19 protein-coding genes are annotated in these 19,003 nt (G+C 72.0%); 12 read left to right on the top strand and 7 right to left on the bottom strand.

Annotated features, from left to right (window positions below):
- Positions 1-32 precede the first annotated feature (32 nt).
- Complete coding sequence (locus ACGFU6_RS11795) at positions 33-830, top strand: site-2 protease family protein (protein ID WP_393610003.1); 798 nt, start codon at positions 33-35, stop codon at positions 828-830.
- Positions 831-857: 27 nt separating this feature from the next.
- Here ACGFU6_RS11795 and ACGFU6_RS11790 read toward each other — a convergent pair whose 3' ends face one another.
- Entirely contained in the window at positions 858-1,034 is a 177-nt protein-coding gene (locus tag ACGFU6_RS11790; protein ID WP_393610001.1) for a hypothetical protein, read from the bottom strand.
- Between the two features lie 95 nt (positions 1,035-1,129).
- On the bottom strand, positions 1,130-1,840 hold the full coding sequence (gene npdG / locus ACGFU6_RS11785; protein WP_123526390.1) for an NADPH-dependent F420 reductase: 711 nt from the start codon (positions 1,838-1,840) through the stop codon (positions 1,130-1,132).
- 302 nt (positions 1,841-2,142) lie between these two features.
- Here npdG and ACGFU6_RS11780 point away from each other — a divergent pair, with 302 nt between their 5' ends.
- Together ACGFU6_RS11780 and ACGFU6_RS11775 are read left to right on the top strand one after the other, a co-directional pair.
- Positions 2,143-2,745: a hypothetical protein gene (locus tag ACGFU6_RS11780; RefSeq protein WP_393610000.1), complete on the top strand. Its 603-nt coding sequence runs from the start codon at positions 2,143-2,145 to the stop codon at positions 2,743-2,745.
- An 89-nt stretch (positions 2,746-2,834) separates the two neighbouring features.
- Positions 2,835-4,145 (top strand): MFS transporter, encoded by a 1,311-nt coding sequence (locus ACGFU6_RS11775; protein ID WP_393609999.1) that lies wholly within the window; start codon positions 2,835-2,837, stop codon positions 4,143-4,145.
- Between the two features lie 32 nt (positions 4,146-4,177).
- On the opposite strand, the gene ACGFU6_RS11770 is transcribed toward ACGFU6_RS11775, so the two are convergent.
- Positions 4,178-4,411 (bottom strand): hypothetical protein, encoded by a 234-nt coding sequence (locus ACGFU6_RS11770; protein WP_393609997.1) that lies wholly within the window; start codon positions 4,409-4,411, stop codon positions 4,178-4,180.
- A 120-nt stretch (positions 4,412-4,531) separates the two neighbouring features.
- On the opposite strand from ACGFU6_RS11770, the gene map reads away from it, so the two are divergent.
- Positions 4,532-5,389: a type I methionyl aminopeptidase gene (map, locus tag ACGFU6_RS11765; protein WP_393609996.1), complete on the top strand. Its 858-nt coding sequence runs from the start codon at positions 4,532-4,534 to the stop codon at positions 5,387-5,389.
- A gap of 232 nt (positions 5,390-5,621) precedes the next feature.
- Positions 5,622-6,287: a heme oxygenase (biliverdin-producing) gene (locus tag ACGFU6_RS11760; protein WP_393609994.1), complete on the top strand. Its 666-nt coding sequence runs from the start codon at positions 5,622-5,624 to the stop codon at positions 6,285-6,287.
- Positions 6,288-6,321: 34 nt separating this feature from the next.
- On the opposite strand, the gene ACGFU6_RS11755 is transcribed toward ACGFU6_RS11760, so the two are convergent.
- From ACGFU6_RS11755 to ACGFU6_RS11745, 3 genes are all read right to left on the bottom strand, one after another.
- Positions 6,322-6,993, bottom strand: coding sequence for a PhzF family phenazine biosynthesis protein (locus ACGFU6_RS11755; protein WP_393609993.1), 672 nt, complete (start codon positions 6,991-6,993; stop codon positions 6,322-6,324).
- 81 nt (positions 6,994-7,074) lie between these two features.
- Positions 7,075-8,610 carry an HtaA domain-containing protein gene (locus tag ACGFU6_RS11750; protein ID WP_393609992.1) on the bottom strand — a complete coding sequence of 512 codons (1,536 nt, stop codon included), beginning with the start codon at positions 8,608-8,610 and terminating at the stop codon, positions 7,075-7,077.
- 103 nt (positions 8,611-8,713) lie between these two features.
- Entirely contained in the window at positions 8,714-10,129 is a 1,416-nt protein-coding gene (locus ACGFU6_RS11745) for an HtaA domain-containing protein (protein ID WP_393609991.1), read from the bottom strand.
- Positions 10,130-10,261: 132 nt separating this feature from the next.
- Between ACGFU6_RS11745 and ACGFU6_RS11740 the strand changes: the two genes are divergently transcribed.
- The 7 genes from ACGFU6_RS11740 to ACGFU6_RS11710 all read left to right on the top strand — a co-directional run bounded on the left by ACGFU6_RS11740 (position 10,262) and on the right by ACGFU6_RS11710 (position 17,881).
- On the top strand, positions 10,262-11,404 hold the full coding sequence (locus tag ACGFU6_RS11740) for a hemin ABC transporter substrate-binding protein (RefSeq protein ID WP_393609989.1): 1,143 nt from the start codon (positions 10,262-10,264) through the stop codon (positions 11,402-11,404).
- Positions 11,401-12,522, top strand: a complete 1,122-nt coding sequence (locus tag ACGFU6_RS11735; RefSeq protein WP_393609987.1) for a FecCD family ABC transporter permease — start codon at positions 11,401-11,403, stop codon at positions 12,520-12,522. Before ACGFU6_RS11740 ends, ACGFU6_RS11735 begins: the two co-directional genes overlap by 4 nt.
- Positions 12,519-13,358, top strand: coding sequence for a heme ABC transporter ATP-binding protein (locus ACGFU6_RS11730; protein WP_393609985.1), 840 nt, complete (start codon positions 12,519-12,521; stop codon positions 13,356-13,358). The genes ACGFU6_RS11735 and ACGFU6_RS11730 overlap by 4 nt, the downstream gene beginning before the upstream one ends.
- A gap of 188 nt (positions 13,359-13,546) precedes the next feature.
- Positions 13,547-14,683, top strand: coding sequence for an iron uptake system protein EfeO (efeO, locus tag ACGFU6_RS11725; protein WP_393609983.1), 1,137 nt, complete (start codon positions 13,547-13,549; stop codon positions 14,681-14,683).
- Between the two features lie 23 nt (positions 14,684-14,706).
- The gene (gene efeB / locus ACGFU6_RS11720) at positions 14,707-16,005 is read left to right on the top strand and encodes an iron uptake transporter deferrochelatase/peroxidase subunit (RefSeq protein ID WP_393609982.1); all 1,299 of its coding nucleotides are present in this window, start codon (positions 14,707-14,709) and stop codon (positions 16,003-16,005) included.
- Between the two features lie 39 nt (positions 16,006-16,044).
- The gene (gene efeU / locus ACGFU6_RS11715; RefSeq protein ID WP_393609980.1) at positions 16,045-17,016 is read left to right on the top strand and encodes an iron uptake transporter permease EfeU; all 972 of its coding nucleotides are present in this window, start codon (positions 16,045-16,047) and stop codon (positions 17,014-17,016) included.
- Positions 16,949-17,881, top strand: coding sequence for a hypothetical protein (locus ACGFU6_RS11710; protein ID WP_393609979.1), 933 nt, complete (start codon positions 16,949-16,951; stop codon positions 17,879-17,881). Before efeU ends, ACGFU6_RS11710 begins: the two co-directional genes overlap by 68 nt.
- Positions 17,882-18,014: 133 nt before the next feature.
- Here the strand turns inward: ACGFU6_RS11710 and ACGFU6_RS11705 are convergent, their stop codons facing one another.
- On the bottom strand, positions 18,015-18,761 hold the full coding sequence (locus ACGFU6_RS11705; protein WP_393609977.1) for a bifunctional DNA primase/polymerase: 747 nt from the start codon (positions 18,759-18,761) through the stop codon (positions 18,015-18,017).
- Positions 18,762-19,003: the final 242 nt, after the last annotated feature.

Here is a 19,003-nt window from a genome sequence, read left to right as displayed (position 1 = left end):
CCCGTTCCGCCCGCAGCCACCAGGAGCCGCCGATGACCACCGCAACAGCGCGCAGCGACCGGCGGATCAGCCCGGTCTTCCTCGGGATCGCCGCCGTCGCGGCGGTGTCCGGATGGGCGGTGTGGACGGACTTCGCGGATCAGCCGGGCTTCGCCACGTTCCTCTTCGTCACGGCGGCCTGGATCGTGTCGCTCTGCCTCCACGAGTACGCCCACGCCAGAACCGCGCTGCACAGCGGCGACATCTCCATCGGTGCCAAGGGGTACCTCACGCTCAATCCCCTTCGCTACACGCACGCCCTGCTGAGCATCGTGCTGCCGGTGCTGTTCGTGATCATGGGCGGGATCGGCCTGCCCGGCGGTGCGGTCTTCATCGAGCGCGGCCGGATCCGGGGCCGCTGGCGGCACAGCCTGATCTCGGCGGCGGGCCCGCTGACCAATGTGCTGTTCGCGATCGTGTGCACGGCGCCGTTCTGGCTGGACGCGCTGAGCGGCGTGCCGGCCGCGTTCCGCAACGCGCTGGGCTTCCTGGCGCTGCTCCAGGTGACGGCGGCGATCCTCAACTCCGTACCGGTGCCGGGGCTGGACGGCTACGGGGTGATCGAGCCCTGGCTCTCCCACTCGGTGCGCCGCCAGGTGGAGCCGTTCGCCCCGTTCGGGCTGATCGCGGTCTTCGCCCTGCTGTGGGTCCCGGGGGTGAACGCGGCGTTCTTCGACATGGTCGACGCACTGCTGCGGTCGCTCGGCGTCAGCGACTTCGACACGTACTGCGGTCTCGACGCCTACCGGTTCTGGCAGACGCCGAACGACATCTGCTCGATGAACGGCTAGCCGGGTGTCTTACGCGCTCCGCGTGCCCTACGCGCTCTGCGTGGCACGCCGGCGGCGCAGGTAGTACCAGGCCATGTTCGACGAGAGGCCGACCAGCAGCACCCAGAGGACCCCGAGGAGCCAGCTGCCCTGCACGAAGGAGATCACGGCCGCCACGACGGCGAGAACGCAGACGATGACGGCGTAGAGAGCGAGGCGGGGCATGGGGAGGGCTCCTGTCGGGGGGTGGTGCGCGGTCTCCTCCAGTGTCCCCCATGCCCCGGAACGCTCCGAGCGGGGTGCGGGCGCGGCGGCGCGGCTCACACGTCGGTGGTGCGCAGCCCCGCGTGTGCCTTGTAGCGGCGGTTGACCGAGATCAGGTTGGCGACCAGCGACTCGACCTGGTGGGCATTGCGCAACCGTCCCGCGAAGATGCCGCGCATCCCCGGAATCCGGCCGGCCAGCGCCTGGACCAGGTCGGTGTCGGCGCGGGCCTCGCCCAGCACCAGCACATCGGTGTCGATCTCCTCGATCGCCTCGTCCTGAAGCAGCACCGCCGAGAGGTGGTGGAAGGCGGCGGTGACCCGGGAGTCCGGCAGCAGGGCGGCGGCCTGCTCGGCGGCGCTGCCCTCCTGCGGCTTCAGCGCGTAGGCGCCCTTCTTGTCGAAGCCGAGCGGGTTGACGCAGTCGATGACGAGCTTCCCGGCGAGCTCCTCGCGCAGCGACTCCAGGGTCTTGGCGTGCCCGTCCCACGGCACGGCGACGATCACGACGTCGCTGTCGCGGGCGCAGCCGGCGTTGTCCGCGCCCCGGACGCCGTGGCCGATCTCCTCGGCGGCGGTCTGCGCGCGGTCGGCCGCGCGGGAGCCGATGACGACCTGCTGTCCGGCGCGGGCGAAGCGGTAGGCCAGTCCGCGGCCCTGCGGGCCGGTGCCGCCGAGTACGCCGACGGTCAGGCCGGACACGTCGGGGAGGTCCCAGGGGTCCTTGGCGGGGGGCTTGGGCGCGCTGCCGCTGTCATTCGTAGTCATGGGCCCGACAGTACTTCCAGGCGGCTAGGGCCTGTCCGGCGGAGCAGGGTCGGAAAGGGCGCGGTGTCTGGTGCGGTGCATCGCAAGGCGCCGGAGTGTCCTCATCGCGGAGCGATTCGGACGTTTCGGCAACGCGGCGAGGTGCCGTACCAGACACCGCGACCCCGGCCCTGATCCGCCGGACAGGCCCTCAGGGCCGCCCCGCCGCCGGACCGCGATCCGGATCACGTTTCCGGCCCCGTTCGGGTGGTCCGCGGCCGTTCCCCCGCGCCGGCCCCGGGATGTGCCGCAGGATCCCGGCCATGGATGCCGTACGTGTGGCGCTGCTGCGTGAGGTGCTCGCCGGGACGGAGTGGCCGGCCGCCACCCGGCGGTTCGCCGGGACGCTGCGCTCGTCCGTCGTCCCGCACGGCGGCGGGCTGCTGCTGGTGGGGACCGAGGAGTACGAGCCGTGGCACCTGGCTGCCCATCTGGTCGACGAGTCCACCTGGTCGGGGCTGCCCGAGCTGGCGCCCACGCTGGTCCGGCACAGGGTGGCGCCCGGGGACCCGGCCCAGCTGGCCGTCGGCCTGGGCCGGATCGAGGCGGCGGGCCGGGGCGAGACGCTGCTCGTGGTGGTGCCCCGGTGGCCGGGCGAGGGCCTGCTGGAGCGGGTGCACGACGCGCGGCGGGCGGGTGCGACGGTGCTTTCGCTGGACAACGGTGATCCGGAGGTCCGGGGCCTGGCCCATGAGGCGCTGTCCGTGGCGGGCGACGACGAGGTGGACCTGGACACGGTGCAGCACCTGGTGAGCGCGGCGGCCGGGGAGAACAGCGCGCCCGTGCCGCGTGGCCGGCGGCGCTTCCGCGACCGGCTGTCCCGCCTCGCCGACCAGCTGACGGCGCCCCCGCCGCCGCGCTGGTGAGCCGGGGCGGGCGGTCCTGCGGGGCGGCCGTCCGGCAACCCGGAAACGCGTTTGCACCGAGCACCCGTCCCGGCGGACCATGACCCCTCGTGACCTCCCGTTTCTCGCTCGCCGCCAGGCTCTCCGCGCTTCTTCCCGACCTCTCGCCCTGGCGGTCCTCGGCGGACTTCCGGCTGCTGTGGGTGCAGGGGCTCGTCACCTTCTTCGGCAGTTCCATGGCGCTGATCGCGCTGCCGCTCCAGATCAAACACCTCACCGGCTCACCCCTCGCGGTCGGCGCGATGGGCGCGGTCGAGCTGGTGCCGCTGATCGTGTTCGGCCTCTACGGCGGTGCGCTGGCCGACGCCGCCGACCGCCGCAAGGTCATCCTGGCCACCGAGGCGGGGCTCGGGCTGCTCGCGCTCGTCCTCCTGGTGAACGCGGCCCTGCCCGACCCGATGCTGTGGCCGCTCTACGTGGTGGCCGGCGGCGTCTCCGCGCTAGCCGGGCTCCAGCGGCCCGCGCTGGACTCGCTGATGGCCCGCATCGTGCCGCACGACCAGCTGGGCGCCGCCGCAGCGCTGAACTCGTTGCGCTGGCAGGCCGGCGCGATCATGGGCCCGGCCCTCGCGGGCCTGGTGGTGGCCTATGCCGGGCACGCCACGGCGTACGCGATCACGGTGGCGACCTTCAGCGTGTCCGTGTTCCTGTGCCGCCGCCTCGCGCCCGCGCCGCCCGCCGAGAAGGGGACGAAGCCGTCGCTGCGCGGCATCGCGGAGGGCGCCCGCTACGCCTGGAGCCGGCCGGTGCTGCTGGGGACGTACGCGATCGACATGGCGGCGATGTTCTTCGCCTTCCCGAACACGATCTTCCCGTTCCTCGCGGACGACCTGGACGCGGAGTGGTCGCTGGGGCTGATGTACGCGGCGGGCTCGGTCGGCTCCCTCCTGCTGGGCCTGACCAGCGGCTGGACCTCACGGGTGCGCAGGCACGGACTGTTCGTGGTGTTCGGCGCGGCCGTCTGGGGGCTGGCCATCGCGGCGGCCGGCTGGTTCGGCAACGTGTGGCTGGTGCTGGGCTGCCTGGCGGTGGCCGGCGCGGGCGACATGCTCAGCGGGCTCGGCCGTTCGACGATCTGGAACCAGACGATCCCGGAGGCGCTGCGGGGCCGCCTCGCGGGCATCGAGGTGCTCTCGTACAGCGTCGGCCCGCAGCTGGGCCAGGTGCGGGCCGGCGGTATGGCGGGGTGGACGGGGACCCGCACCGCCGTCTGGAGCGGCGGGGTGGCCTGCATCGCCTCGGTGGCGCTGCTGGCGGCGGCCCTGCCGAAGCTCCTCACCTACGACTCGGAGACGGACGCGGACGCGCTGCGCAGGCGCGCACAGCGCGAGGAGGGCCTGGAGGCCGCGCCCGCGGGCTGAGCCCGGGGCGCGGGCCCCTCACCGAGGGGCTCTCAGCCGCTCGCGTTCTCGTCCGGCCCCTGGCGGTCGTGCCATTTGGGGTCGGTCTCCCACTCCAGGTTGCGCTCCTGCGCGGTCTCCATGGCGTGCTGAGCCTCCTGGCGGGAGGCGTACGGGCCGAAGCGGTCCTTGGCGGGGCAGTCGGGACCCTCTTCGACCTTCTTGTGCTCCAGGCAGTAGTACCACTCGCCGGGCTTGCCGACCGTGCGCTTCTTGAACAGGGCCATCGTCGCTTCCTTTCCTCGGTGCCATGCTGCCCCATGCGGGCTGGTCAGGGCCTGCCATTCGGATCAGGCCGGATCAGCGAGCCCGGCATGATCCGAATGGCAGGCCCTACACTCGCTGGCATGTCTGGCCAGTCGCTGCTTGTACCAGGGGAGATCACTCCCGTCCGTTCCGTGCCCGGAAACATCCGGCGCCCCGAGTATGTCGGCAAGCCGGCTCCGACGCCGTACACCGGCCCGGAGGTCCAGGACGCCGACACCGTCGAGCGCATGCGCGTCGCGGGGCGGATCGCCGCGCAGGCGATGGGTGAGGCCGCGAAGCTCATCGCCCCCGGCGTCACGACGGACGAACTCGACCGGGTCGCCCACGAGTTCATGTGCGATCACGGCGCCTATCCGTCCACGCTCGGCTACCGGGGCTTCCCCAAGTCGCTCTGCACCTCGCTCAACGAGGTCATCTGCCACGGCATCCCCGACTCGACGGTGCTGCGCGACGGCGACATCGTGAACCTCGATGTGACGGCGTACATCAACGGAGTGCACGGCGACAACAACGCCACCTACCTCTGCGGCGACGTGGACGAGGAGTCGCGGCTGCTCGTGGAGCGCACCGAGGAGTCGCTGAAGCGGGCGGTCAAGGCGGTCCGTCCGGGCCGCCAGGTGAACGTGATCGGGCGGGTCATCGAGTCGTACGCGAAGCGCTTCGGGTACGGGGTGGTGCGGGACTTCACCGGGCACGGGATCAACTCCTCGTTCCACTCCGGGCTGATCATCCCGCACTACGACAGCGAGCACGCCACCACGGTGATGAAGCCCGGCATGACGTTCACCATCGAGCCGATGCTGACGCTCGGAACCCACACCTACGACATGTGGGACGACGGCTGGACCGTGGTGACCAAGGACCGCAAGCGCACCGCGCAGTTCGAGCACACGCTGGTGGTGACGGAGACGGGGGCCGAGATCCTCACGCTCCCGTAACCCGTCCCCTCCCCCTCACCCACCTGCTGAACGGCCGCCCCTTCCGGGCGGCCGTTTCCCTTTCCCGGCTTCCCCGATGTTTTTACCGACAGGCCGTCGGGAAGCGGTTGACTTAGGTAAACCTAAGTAGGAAGATCGACCCATCGGCACGCATGCGGTGCACTGCCTCGGCGAGCCGATATTTCCGTCTCTTTCTGGACTTCCCGTCCCCCTCGGTCCCCGGAGGCCCGCCTTGGACGCAACCGCCACCGCCACGTCCTTCTCGACGCTGATCCGCACCGCGTCGCACGAGCAGCACGTCGAGGCGGAGACCTCGACCTTCATGAGCGACCTGCTCGGCGGACGCCTCGGGGTGGACGCGTACACGCGCTACACCGAGCAGCTGTGGTTCGTGTACCGAGCCCTGGAGGACGGCGCCGAGGCACTGCGCGGCGATCCGGTCGCCGGTCCGTTCATCCAGCCCGAGCTGATGCGCACCGCCGAGCTGGAGCGCGATCTGACCCATCTGCGGGGTGCGGACTGGCGCGAGGGCCTGGAGCCGCTGCCGGCCACCGCCGCGTACGCCGACCGGGTCGCCGAGTGCGCCCGTACCTGGCCCGCGGGTTACATAGCGCACCACTACACCCGCTACCTGGGCGACCTGTCGGGCGGCCAGATCATCCGCGACAAGGCGGAGCGCACCTGGGGCTTCGAGCGCAAGGGCGACGGAGTGCGGTTCTACGTCTTCGAGGGGATCTCCAACCCCGCCTCGTTCAAGCGGGGTTACCGCGAGCTGCTGGACGCGGTGAACGCGGACGACCTGGAGAAGCAGCGGATCGTGGACGAGTGCAGGCGGGCGTTCGCGCTGAACACCGCGGTGTTCCGGGAGCTGGGAGAGGCCTTCCCCCTCGGCGCGTAACGCGGCGCGCTCGGCGGCGCGCTCCGTTCTGCCGTCAGCCCTGGGTCGTGAGGAGGACCCGGCCGCCGATCTCCACCGTGCCGTCCGGTGCGGGGGCCGTGAGGATCTGGGAGCCTCGGCCCTGCCTGATGTTCAGGGCACGGTTCAGTTGGTTGCTGAGCAGCAGCGCGGCCGCCCCCGTCGCCTCGTCCTCGATGACCCTCTCGTCCCGGCACGGGAATCCCCGCGCCCTGACCCGGCCGGCCGCCTCGTCCTCCCACGCCCAGGCGTAGAGCCGGCCCTCGCCGGGTGGCGGGGCAGACAGCGCCTCGACCTCGGCCGCCGAGCCGTACCGCTCCAGCGTGCGCGGCGGGACCCACTCGGGGCGGGCGGTGATCCAGCTGAACTCGCCGTCCTGACGGGCGAACACCTCCCCCACCGCCGGCTCCAGGACCTCCAGGTCGAGCAGCCAGGCGGCGCCGACGAGCAGGTCGCCGGCGAACGGCAGCCGCAGGCCCGGGGTGTAGATGTCCAGGTGACCGCGTTCCGGATCGTCCACGAACACGGTCTCGCTGAAGCCGAGCCGCCGGGCCAGTTCCTGACGCGCGGCCGGCTCGGGGTGGTCGCTCCCGTCGCGTACGACGCCGAGCGCGTTGCCGTGCCGCCCGTCGGGGCCGCAGAACACACGCAGTACGTCGATGCCGGCGGGTACGTCGTAGTCGCTCACGTGCGCATTGAAGCACCGCCCGGGTGCCCGCCCCTCCGAGAGGGCCGGTACCCGGGCGGCGGTGTCGCGCGGTGCCTCGGATCAGGCGGTGCGGCGACGGCGGGCCACGACGACGGCGCCGGCGCCGGCCGCCACGATGAGGCCCGAGGCGGCGACCAGCGAGCCGGCCGGGACGTCGGAGCCGGTGGAGGCCAGGGCGGCCGAACCGCCGACCGTACCGCCGCCCCCCACGGTGGCGCCGCCGGTCGTACCGCCGTTGGCCGAACCGCCGGCCGCGCCCGTGCCGGACGGGAGTTCGGCGTCCTTGTCCAGGGCGACCGCGACGGTCAGCGCGTCGAGCTGCTCACCGGCCCGGTACATGCCGCCGAAGGCCTTGGTGCCGTCGGCGGTGAGGGTGGCCGGAACGGCGGAGAGGGTCACCACACCGTCCTTGGCGGTGAGTCCGCCGGCGGGCAGCTTGAGATCGGCGACGGCGAGTCCGGTGTAGGTGGCGGCCTTCTTCGTCGCGCGGTCCTTGGTGGACACGTCGGCGATGAGCTTGCCCGTGGTCCCGTGGGCCTGGATCTCCAGGTTGCTCAGCGAGAGGTCGAGCGTGTACGCGCCGTCCTCCTGGTGGCCCAGGAAGCGGACCTTGCCGTCGAACCCGGCGTTCAGGGTCTGCTTCGCGGCATCGAAGTGCCCGGTGGCGTCGGGGAACCGGTAGCCGTCGCCGGACGCGGTGGCGCCGCCCGTCGTCTCGACCTTGCCGTGGGCGATGGGGCCGGTGACGTATGCGCGGAAGGAGGCCTTCACGCCCCAGTTCAGGGTGCCGCCGACGACGGCGCCCGGGTCGGCGGCCGGCCGGTCGGTGGCCGTGACGCTCGGGGAGGGCTTCGGCGTGGGCTGGGTGGTGGGCTTGCCCGTGGGCATCACGGTCGGCTTGTCGGTGGGCTTCACCGTCGGCTTGCCGGTCGGCTCGGTGGGCTTCTCGGTCGGCTGCTCGGTCGGGGGCGCGACCGCCTTCACCGTGAGCGTGGCCGGGTCCAGGACCTCCCCCGCCTGATACTGGCCGTTGAAGGCCTCCGAGCCCGCCTTCGTCAGCTTCGCGGGGATGTCCTTGAAGACCATCGCCCCGCCCGCGCCCTGACCGGGCTTCACGGCCGACAGGTCGAGGTCCGCGACCGCCACGTCGTTCTGGGTGCCCTGCGGGGTCGCCACGTCGGCGGTGATCGCACCGCCCTTGCCGGCGGTGGACAGCTTGACGTCCGAGAGCGTGATGTCGAGGACCCCGCCGTGGGCGGAGAAGTTGACGCCGCCCTCGAAGGCGGTGTCGGTGCCGTAGGTGGTCATGTCGTACGTGCCCTTGCCGTTGACAAAGGTGAACACACCGTTGCCCGCGGCCTGGGTGGCGCCGTCCTTGACCGTGATCTTGCCTGCGGCGCCGATGTACTTACGGAAGGACTCCTTGAAGCCCCAGTCCAGCGTGCCGTCCTTCAGCTCCATGGCAGGGGCGGCCGCGTTGGCGCCGTCCTGGCCGGACCGGCCGGCCGCGAACGCCGGGAGTGCGAAGGCTGCGCCGAGGGCGGCCGCTGTGGCGACGGCTGCGGCGAGGGCTATGGGGCGGCGGGTGGCTGCCATGGTCGGTGGTCTCCTCAGGGATGAACAGAATCAACGGGGGTGGGGTGGGGACGGGGGTGGAGCGGGTGGAGTGCGGTGCGTGGGGGGACGGGGAGGTCCGGGATCAGGAGGGGGTGCCCGGCGTGGAGCGGTTGCGGCGCACCAGGAACAGCACGCCGCCCGCCGCCGCGACGAGCACGGCGATGCCGCCGAGGGCCAGGTAGAGCCCGGTCGATGAGCCCTCGTCCGTCACCGAGGCCACGGGAGCCGCGGCGGCGGTCTTCGGCCCGGGGGTGTCCGACGGCTGCGCGGTGGGGGCCGGGTCGCTGCCGAGGTCGGGGAGCGCGGGGAGCTTCGCCTTCGCGTCCACGGCAACGGCGAGCGAGACCGGGTCCATCGCGGTGCCCGCCCGGTAGAGCGAGCCGAACGCCTTGGCGCCGTCGGCGGTCAGCTTCGCGGGGGCCTCGGTGAGGACCGCGAGGCCGTTCTTCGGCGCGAAGTCCTCGGCGGTGAAGGTGATGAGCGGCACGGCCTTCGCGGTGTCGCCCTCGGTCCGGACGTCGGCGCTGAGCGTGCCCCGGCCCGCCTTCAGCCCCACCGTGAACCGGGAGAGCGTCAGATCGAGGTCGTTCGCCCCGGTGAAGCGGACGCTGCCCGCGAACGCGGCGGTCAGGTTCCGCTTCTTCGCGTCGTACGTGCCCTGCCCCTTCGGGAAGCGGAAGAGTGCTCCGCCGTCCTGGGCGCCCCCGGTCAGGGTCCACTCGCCCTGGCCGATCGAGCCGGTGACGTACTCCCGGAAGGTGCGGCGCACGCCCCAGTCCACGGCGGCGTCCTCGATCCGGCCCGCCGCCTCCTTCGGCTTCGCACCGGCGGCGGGCTTCTCGGGGGGCCTGGACGCGGCGGGCTTCCCGGCCGGGGCCGAGGTGTCCACGGAGAGGCTGACCGGATCCAGCGGCGTACCGGCCGTGTAGTAGCCGGCGAAGGACCTCGCGCCCTGCGAAGTCAGCGTTGCCGGGACGTTGTTGAGGGCGATGGGGGTGGAGCCGCCCCGCATGTCGATCCCGGCCAGGCCGAGCGTGGCCAGGGGCACCTGGGCGGTGGACGTGACCCGGCCGGTCCCCCGGTCCTTGCTGACCATGTCCGCGTACAGGGTGCCGCCGCCGCCCTGGATACGGATGGTCGGGCGGCTGATCGTGAGGTCCAGCTCGTTGGAGCCGTCGGGCTTGCGGTGGCCGGTGAAGTGGACACCGCCCGAGAAGCCGGAGGTGAGGGCGCCGCTCGCCGGGTCGTAGGAGCCGGTGGCGGAGTGGAAGCGGAACTGGCTGCCGCCGACCGTGGCCGCGCCGCCGGTCAGGTTCCAACTGCCGTGGGCGATGGGGCCCGTGACGTAACTCTGGAAGGAGGACTTGATCCCCCAGTCGAGCCGGCCGCCCTGCACCGTCCGGCTCGCCGCTTGCGCGGCGGTGGCCGGGAGCAGGGCTCCCAGCAGTACCGCGAGAAGCGCGACGGCGAGCGCGCGGGCAGGTCTGAACGGCGGCATGAACCCCTCCGAGGCCTAGAAGATGAGGTAAGGCTAACCTAAGCTATATGCATCGTGTGTCGGTACCCCTTCCGTCACATTCCTCGCATTCCATTCCCAACTGCACGCCGCAGAACGACAGGACGGTGCCCAGTGCGCTCCTCGCAGGACTTCGCCCCGCCGGGCCGGGACACCGGGCGACCCGGGGCCTTTCGTTTGGATCAGGCCGGACACCGCGAGCCCGGCCTGATCCGAACGAGAGGCCCCGGGCGGGCGCGCACCGGCCTCGTCACGGCCGCGATATCCCTGGCGACCGCACTGCTGCTGACCGGCTGCGGGGGGACGGCGACTCCGGCGGCGAAGGCGGCGGGCGCCAAAACCGGCGCGGCCTTTGACGCCGACCGGATCGAGCCGCTGACGACCACGCCCGCACCCCGCCTGCCCGTCACAGTGAAGTCGGCGGACGGGAAGCGGACCACGATCACCTCGGCGGACCGGATCGTGCCGCTGACCGGCAGCCTGAGCGAGATCGTCTTCACCCTCGGCCTGGGTAAGCGGGTGGTGGCCCGCGACATCACCGCCACCTTCGAACAGGCCGAGAAGCTCCCGGTGGTGACCCGCGCCCACGACGTGTCGGCCGAGAGCGTGCTGTCCCTGCGGCCCACCGTCGTCCTCGCGGACACCACGACCGGCCCGGCCGAGGCCATCGGCCAGATCCGGGGCGCCGGGATCCCGCTCGTGGTCGTCGACCCGGCCACCGAACTGGCGGACGTCGGCCGCCGGATCGAGACGGTGGCGGCGGCCCTGGGCGTACCGAAGTCGGGCGATGAGCTCAAGCAGCGCACCCAGGACCGGATCGACGCCGTCCGCAAGTCCGTGCCCGCACCTGCCGACGGGGCGAAGAAGCCCCGGGTCGCCTTCCTCTACCTGCGCGGCTCCGCCTCCGTCTATCTGCTGGGGGGCCGCGAGTCCGGCGCGAGTTCGCTGCTCGAAGCGGCCGGCGCGGTCGACGCGGGCAAGGCGTCCGGGCTGAGGAAGGACTTCACCGCCATCACCAGCGAGGCCCTGGCCAAGGCGGCTCCCGACGCGATCCTGGTGATGACGAAGGGCCTCGAATCGGTCGGCGGTGCCGACGGCCTGGTGAAGATCCCGGGCGTCGCGGAGACCCCGGCCGGCATGGACCGCCGCATCCTCTCCATCGACGACGGGGTACTGCTGAACTACGGGCCGCGCACCGACCGCGTACTGAGCGAACTCGTCGCCCAGCTCCACCCGAAGGACGGGGCGGCCAAGTGACCACCTCCTACCGGGAGCGCACCGGGAAGACCGCAGCCGATGCCGGGCCGCCCGGCGCCGAGACGGCCCCCGCGCCGCCGCCGAGGGCCCGGCGCCCCGCCGCCGTCACCCTCACCGCCGGGCTGCTCGCGGCCCTGGTCCTGTGCTCCCTGCTCTCCGCCGGGCTCGGCGCGTACGGCATTCCGCTCGGTGACGTCCTCGCCTCCGTGCAGCACCGCGTCGGACTCGGCGGACACGCCCTGGACCGGGTCGGGGAGAGCGTCCTGTGGAACGTCCGGCTGCCGAGGGTCGTCCTGGCGCTGCTGGTCGGCGCCTCCCTCGGCTGCGCGGGCGCCCTGATGCAGGGGGTGTTCGGCAATCCGCTCGCGGAGCCGGGCGTCATCGGGATCTCGGCGGGCGCGGCGGTCGGCGCGGTCGCCTCGATCGCGCTGGGGCTGAGCTTCTTCGGCAACTGGACCATCACCGTCTGCGCGTTCGTCGCCGGTCTGCTGACCGTGCTGCTCGTCTACGCGCTGTCGCGGTCGGGCGGCCGGACGGAGGTGGTGACGCTTATCCTCACGGGTATCGCCGTCAACGCCTTCGCGGGCGCGCTGATCGGGCTGTTCATCTTCTTCGCGGACAACGCGCAGATCAGCCAGATCACCTTCTGGCAGCTCGGCTCGCTGGCCCAGGCCACCTGGCCGAAGGTGCTGGCCGTGCTGCCGTGCGCGGCGCTCGGGCTGCTCCTCGCGCCGTTCTACGCCCGCAGGCTGGACCTGCTGGCGCTCGGTGAACGGCCCGCCCGGCACCTGGGCGTCGATGTGGAGCGGCTCCGGGTCGTGCTGGTGCTGGTCGTGGCGCTGCTGACCGCCGCCGCGGTGGCGGTCGCCGGGATCATCTCGTTCGTGGGGCTGCTGGTGCCGCATCTGCTGCGGATGGCGAACGGCCCCGGCCACCGCTTCCTGGTCCCCGGCAGTGCGCTCGGCGGTGCGCTGGTGCTGGTCGCGGGCGATCTCGCGGCCCGTACCGTCGCGGACCCGGCCGAGCTGCCGCTCGGCGTGCTGACCGCGCTCATCGGCAGCCCGTTCTTCTTCTGGCTGCTGCGCCGGACCCGTCGCAAGCAAGGTGGCTGGGCATGAGAACGCTGCGGAACCTCTTCGCGGTGCGCGACCGGCTGCTTCCTGCCCCGGTCGCCCCCGGCGCCCCGGTCGCGGAGGTGAGCGGGCTGCGGGTCCGGCTGGGCGGGCGCCAGGTGCTCGACTCCGTCGAGCTGACGGTGCACGCGGGCGAGGTGCTGGCGCTCGTCGGCCCGAACGGGGCCGGGAAGTCGACGCTGCTGGCCGCGCTCGCCGCCGACCTGCCCGCCGGGAGCGGCACGGTACGGATCGACGGGCGGCCGGTGGGCGAGTGGTCCGCGCCGGAACTCGCCCTGCGCCGCGCGGTGCTGCCGCAGTCCGCCGCGCTCTCCTTCCCGTTCCCGGTGGCGGACGTCGTACGGATGGGGCGGGCGCCCTGGGCCGGTACGGAGCGCGAGGACGAGGACGATCCGGCGGTCCGGGCGGCGATGGCGGCCACCGAGGTCACCGAGTTCGCCGCACGCCCGTTCTCCGCGCTGTCCGGCGGCGAGCGGGCCCGGGTCGCACTGGCCCGGGTGCTGGCGCAGCGCGCCCCGCTGCTGCTGCTCGACGAGCCGACCGCGGCGCTGGACCTGCGCCACCAGGAACTCGTGCTGCGGATCTGCCGGGAGCGGGCCGCCGCCGGTGACGCGGTCGTGGTGGTCCTGCACGATCTGGGGCTGGCCGCCGCGTACGCGGACCGGGCCGCCGTGCTGCACGGCGGGCGGATCGCGGTGGTGGGGCCGCCCGCCGAGGTGTTCACGGGCGCGCTGCTCGGCGAGGTCTACCGGCAGCCGGTCGAGGTGTTCCCGCATCCGCGCACCGGGGCGCCGCTCGTGGTGCCGGACCGGACCGCTTGACCGTCGCTTTACCCCGTGCGGGCTCGTCCATGGGTCGGTCGTGATCGCCCCGTTCCCGCGCGCGTGCGGTGAGAGCTGAATCACTGCGCGGGTGGGTATCGGTCAGGTAAGGGTCGGTTAAGTTAGGTCCGCCTCACCTGCCCTGGTCCGTCCCGCTGTTTCTTCCTTCATCCTCATGTGGAGCCCGTATGCGAGCCGTTCGTCTCTCCGTCGTCACCGCTGCCGCCACCGTGGCTGCCCTGACCGCTGTCACGGGCTGCGCCGAGAAGAGCGACGGCAAGGGTGACGGCGCCGTCCAGGTCGTCGCGAAGGACGACTCCTGCGAGGTGTCGAAGAAGAAGCTGCCGGCCGGTCACGTCGAACTGGCCGTCCAGAACAAGGGCTCCAAGGTCACCGAGGTCTACGTCCTGTTCCCGGACGACCGCATCGTCGCCGAGCGCGAGAACATCGGCCCCGGCACCAAGGCCACCATCACGGCGGAGATCAAGGCCGGTTCGTACGAGATCGCCTGCAAGCCCGGCATGAAGGGCCACGGCATCCGGCAGAAGCTGGAGATCAGCGGGGGCAGCGCGGCCAGGCGCAGCCCCGAGATGGACAAGGCCGTCGCCGCCTACCGCACCTACGTCCAGGACCAGGCCGACGAGACGCTGCCCAAGGCCAAGCTCTTCACGGACGCGGTCGCCGCCGGGGACATCGAGGCCGCCAAGAAGGTCTACGCCGAATCCCGGCTCGGCTGGGAGCGGACCGAGCCCGTCGCGGAGTCCTTCGGTGACATCGACCCGAAGGTCGACGTCCGCGCGGACGGCCTGGAGGACGGCCAGAAGTGGACCGGCTGGCACCGCCTGGAGAAGGCGCTGTGGCAGGACAAGAAGCTGGGCGCCCAGGAGAAGGCCCTCGCCCCGACCCTCCAGAAGGACCTGCTCGACTGGCAGAAGCGCGTCGGCACGGCGGAGATCACCCCGACCTCGATGGCCAACGGCGCCAAGGAACTCCTCGACGAGGTCGCGACCGGCAAGGTCACCGGCGAGGAGGAGCGCTACAGCCACACCGACCTGATCGACTTCAAGGCCAACGTCGAGGGCGCCGAGAAGTCCTACGAGCTGCTGAAGCCGATCGCCTCGAAGAACGACGCGGCCCTGTCTGCCACCCTGGACAAGCGCTTCGCGGAGCTGAACAAGCTGCTGGACACCTACCGCAAGGACAAGACGTCCTACGACTTCACCTCGTACGAGAAGGTCGGCAAGGCGGACCGCAAGGACCTGTCCGACGCGGTCAACGCACTGGCCGAGCCGCTCTCCAGGCTCGCCGCCGCGGTCACCAAGTAACGAGTCGCAGAGAGGCCCCGGGCATGTCCGAGGACACGCAGAACACAGCCGGCGAGAGCCCGGACTCCGGGGCCCCGGCCGCCCCGGGCCCCGGCGGCGCCCCGTCACGGCGGGCGCTGCTCGGCTGGGGCGGCGCCGGACTGGCGCTCGGTGCGGTGGCGGCCGGTGGCGCGGTCGCCGCGGTCCGCTCCGACGACGCGCCGGTCCCGGCCGCGGACAGCGGCGCGGCGGTGCCGTTCCACGGCGCGCACCAGGCCGGGATCGCCACCGCCGTCCAGGACCGGCTGCACTTCGCCGCGTTCGACGTGACCACGAAGGACCGGGCCGAACTCGTCGCGCTGCTCAAGGAGTGGACCCGGGCCGCCGAGCGGATGACGGCCGGGCACGCGGTAGGTGACGGGGCGTACGGGGGCCTGCCCGAGGCCCCGCCGGACGACACGGGCGAGGCGCTGGGCCTCAGGCCGTCCCGGCTGACGCTGACCATCGGCTTCGGCCCCACGCTGTTCGCCAAGGGCCGCTTCGGCCTGGAGGACAGGCGGCCGGACGCGCTCGTCGATCTGCCGAAGTTCCCCGGCGACAACCTCGACGCGGCCCGCAGCGGCGGCGACCTGTGCGTCCAGGCCTGCGCGGACGACCCGCAGGTGGCGGTGCACGCCATCCGCAACCTGGCCAGGATCGGCATGGGCCGCACCGCGATCCGCTGGTCCCAGCTGGGCTTCGGCAAGACGTCGTCGACGACGCCGGGCGCCCAGACCCCCCGCAACATGATGGGCTTCAAGGACGGCACCCGGAACATCTCCGGCAGCGACACCGCCGCCCTGGACAAGCACGTCTGGGCCGGCGGGAAGGACCGGGCGGGCTGGATGACCGGGGGCTCCTACCTGGTGGCCCGGCGCATCCGGATGCACATCGAGACCTGGGACCGCGCCCCGCTCCAGGAGCAGGAGGACGTCTTCGGCCGCGACAAGGGCGAGGGCGCCCCGGTCGGCAAGGCCAAGGAACGCGACGAGCCGTTCCTGAAGGCGATGCTGCCGACCGCCCACGTACGGCTCGCGCACCCCGACAGCAACGCCGGGGCGACGATCCTGCGGCGCGGCTACTCCTTCACCGACGGGACGGACGGCCTGGGCCGCCTCGACGCCGGGCTGTTCTTCCTCGCGTACCAGCGCGACACACGCAAGGGGTTCGTACCGCTCCAGCGCCGCCTGGCGGCGCACGACGCGCTCAACGAGTACATCCAGCACGTGGGTTCGGCGCACTTCGCCGTCCCGCCGGGCGTCCGCGACAAGGACGACTGGTGGGGCCGGACGCTGTTCTCGTAGTCGTTCTCAAGTACCCCGAAGCGGAAAGGGACCCGAATCGTGTTCAGTAACTTCCTGATCGGCCTGCGCGAGGGCCTTGAGGCCAGCCTGGTCGTCTGCATTCTCATCGCGTACCTGGTGAAGACCGGAAACCGGAACAAGCTGCTGCCCATCTGGGTCGGCGTCGGCATCGCGGTCGTCGTCAGCCTGGCGTTCGGCGCGGGGCTCGAATTCGGCTCCCAGGAGATGACGTTCAAGGCGCAGGAGGCGCTCGGCGGCTCGCTGTCGATCCTCTCGGTCGGCCTGGTCACCTGGATGGTCTTCTGGATGCGGCGCACCGCCCGCCACCTCAAGGCGGAGCTGCACGGCAAGCTCGACGCGGCGCTCGCGATGGGCACCGGCGCACTCGTCGCCACGGCGCTGCTCGCGGTGGGCCGGGAGGGACTTGAGACCTCGCTGTTCGTGTGGCGCGCGGTGCACGCCGCGGACGACGGCTGGCATCCGATGATCGGCGCGGTGCTGGGCATCGCCACCGCCGTGGTGCTGGGCTGGCTGTTCTACCGGGGTGCGCTGAAGATCAACCTGGCGAAGTTCTTCACCTGGACCGGCGGCATGCTGGTGGTCGTCGCGGCGGGCGTCCTCGCCTACGGGGTGCACGACCTGCAGGAGGCCGGGTTCCTGGGCGGCCTGCAGAACCGGGCGTTCGACATCAGCGCCACGATCCCGCCGGACAGCTGGTACGGCACGCTGCTGAAGGGCACCTTCAACTTCCAGCCCGATCCGACGGTTCTCCAGATCACGGTGTGGGCGCTGTATCTGATCCCCACGCTCGCGCTCTTCCTCGCCCCGGTAGGGTTCGCACGGTCAGTGGGGGCGACGGATCAGAAGGCGCAGAAAGCAACGGATGAGAAGTCTGAGGCCGGTTCGGCTGGCGACGGGGCTCGCGGCGGCGACGGTGCTGAGCATGACGGCGAGCGGATGCGTGACGGTGCACGGCGAGCTGGAAGTCGTGCCAGCGGCGACGGAGTCTGAGGCCGCGCAGGCCCTGAAGACCTTCACCGCCGCGTACAACGCGGCGGACAAGGCCTACGATCCGGCACTGGACGCCGACGAGATCGGCGGCTCGCTCGGGGCGATCAACCAGGCCGGCCTGACGGCCCGGCACAAGAACAGCCCGGACGGCAACGCGAACCACCGGCCGCTGGAGCTGACCGACGCGAACTACGTCATCCCCAAGAAGGCGGGCTGGCCGAGGTGGTTCGTCGCGGACACCGACTCCAACCGGGACCAGGACAGCGGCAAGCTGGACACCCGCTGGCTGGTCGTCTTCACCAAGTCCGGCCCCGACGCGGGGTGGAAGGCCGTCTATCTGTCGGTCGTCGCCCCGTCACGGCTGCCCGAGTTCGCGAAGGACGACGACGGCCGGGCCGAGCCGGTCCCGGCGGACAGCACCGGACTGGCGGTCGCCCCGCAGGAGTTGAGCAAGCAGTACACGGGCTACCTGCAGAAGGGCACCCCGGACGTCTTCGCCCCCGGCACCTCCACCTCGCTCTGGCGCACCACGCGCCAGAACACCCGGCGGGCCGGTTTCTCGTACCAGTACATCGACCAGCCGCTGGTCAGCGGCGCGTTCGGACCACTCGGCCTGGAGACGAAGGACGGCGGGGCGCTGGTCTTCTTCAGCAGCAAGCACTTCGAGCGCCAGACCGCGGCGAAGGGGCTGCGCCCGACGGTCAGCCCGGACGTCCAGGCGCTGCTGTCCGGCGAGGTGAAGAGCACCCTCACGAAGGAGCGGGTCTCCAGCCAGCTGGCGTACGTCCCGAAGAAGGGCGCCGGCACGGGCAAGGTAACCGTCCTGAACCGCCTCCCGGGCCTGACCTCGGCCAAGGGCTCCTGACAACAGCCAGCCCACATCGGCTCAGCCCGGCCAAAACCAAGCCCGCCCGGCGATTGAGGGCATCTTTCAGCCCGTCCGGCGCTTGAGGACGGAAAGGACGGAACCGGCCGTCCCGGCCCGGCCGCTCACCCGCCTAGCGACTGAGCGGCCACGCCACGGACTCGTGATCGACGTCGCTCTGCTCCGCCGACCCCACGAACCTCGCACACGCGTCCGTCAACGTCTCCAGCAGCGTCAACGGGTCCGGCAGCGGATTCTCCGGCCCCCGCACCCACCGCACGTCCAGCTCACCCGGCAGCCGCGCCGGCGGCAGGAGCACGTAGCTGCCGCGGCAGTGCCACCGCAGCCCGGGGTGCTCGTCCATCGTCTCGGGGTGGCAGTCCAGCTCGCACGGCCACCACTCGTCCTCGTCCTCCGGCGTGCCCCGCGTCGCCGTGAAGAAGAGCATCCGGTCGTCGCCGGACCGGGCCACCGGGCCCACCTCGATCTCGGCGGCGAGCAGCCGTTCCAGTGCCTGCTCACCCGCCGACAGCGGGACATCGAGCACGTCGTGGATCATGCCGGTCGCCGTGATGAAGTTCGCCTGCGGCTGGCTGCGGGCCCAGCGCTCGATCTGGGACCGGTCGGTGGTGGACTGTGTCTGCCAGGCGAACGAGATCGGGTGCCTGGCGGGGGTGGGACAGCCCATGCGTTCGCAGGAACATCGGTAGCCCACCGGATGGGCCGCGGGTGCGATCGGCATTCCGGCCTCGGCGACAGCCAGGAGCAGTGCCTCCCGTGCGGTGTCGTCGACCTCGCTCTGCTGCGCTTTGGGTCGTCGGCGCAGCCAGTGGGAAAACTTGCTCTCTGAGCCGCGACTACGGCCGAAATCGGCGCCCATCTATCCCCTTACCTCTGCGTTGCCCCTGCCCATCGTCCCACCATCCTGCGCCTCGGGTGGCCAGACTCCGGAAGCAGGGTGCGCGGATCGGCGACGCGGGGTGAGCACTATCACACGTCTTGTCGTGAAATGACGGATGCTGCTCAGAGGGCAGGGCCCCAGCAGCCGGTGGTGGGTGAGCAGGGCGACAAGGGGTTCCGGGGCGATCCGCGCTTCGGCACTTCTCGGGAACCACCCGATCG

Source organism: Streptomyces sp. NPDC048462, assembly GCF_043200175.1.
GTDB lineage: Bacteria > Actinomycetota > Actinomycetes > Streptomycetales > Streptomycetaceae > Streptomyces.
Note: the sequence above shows the minus strand (reverse complement) of the source record. Positions and strands in the feature narration are given on the sequence as shown.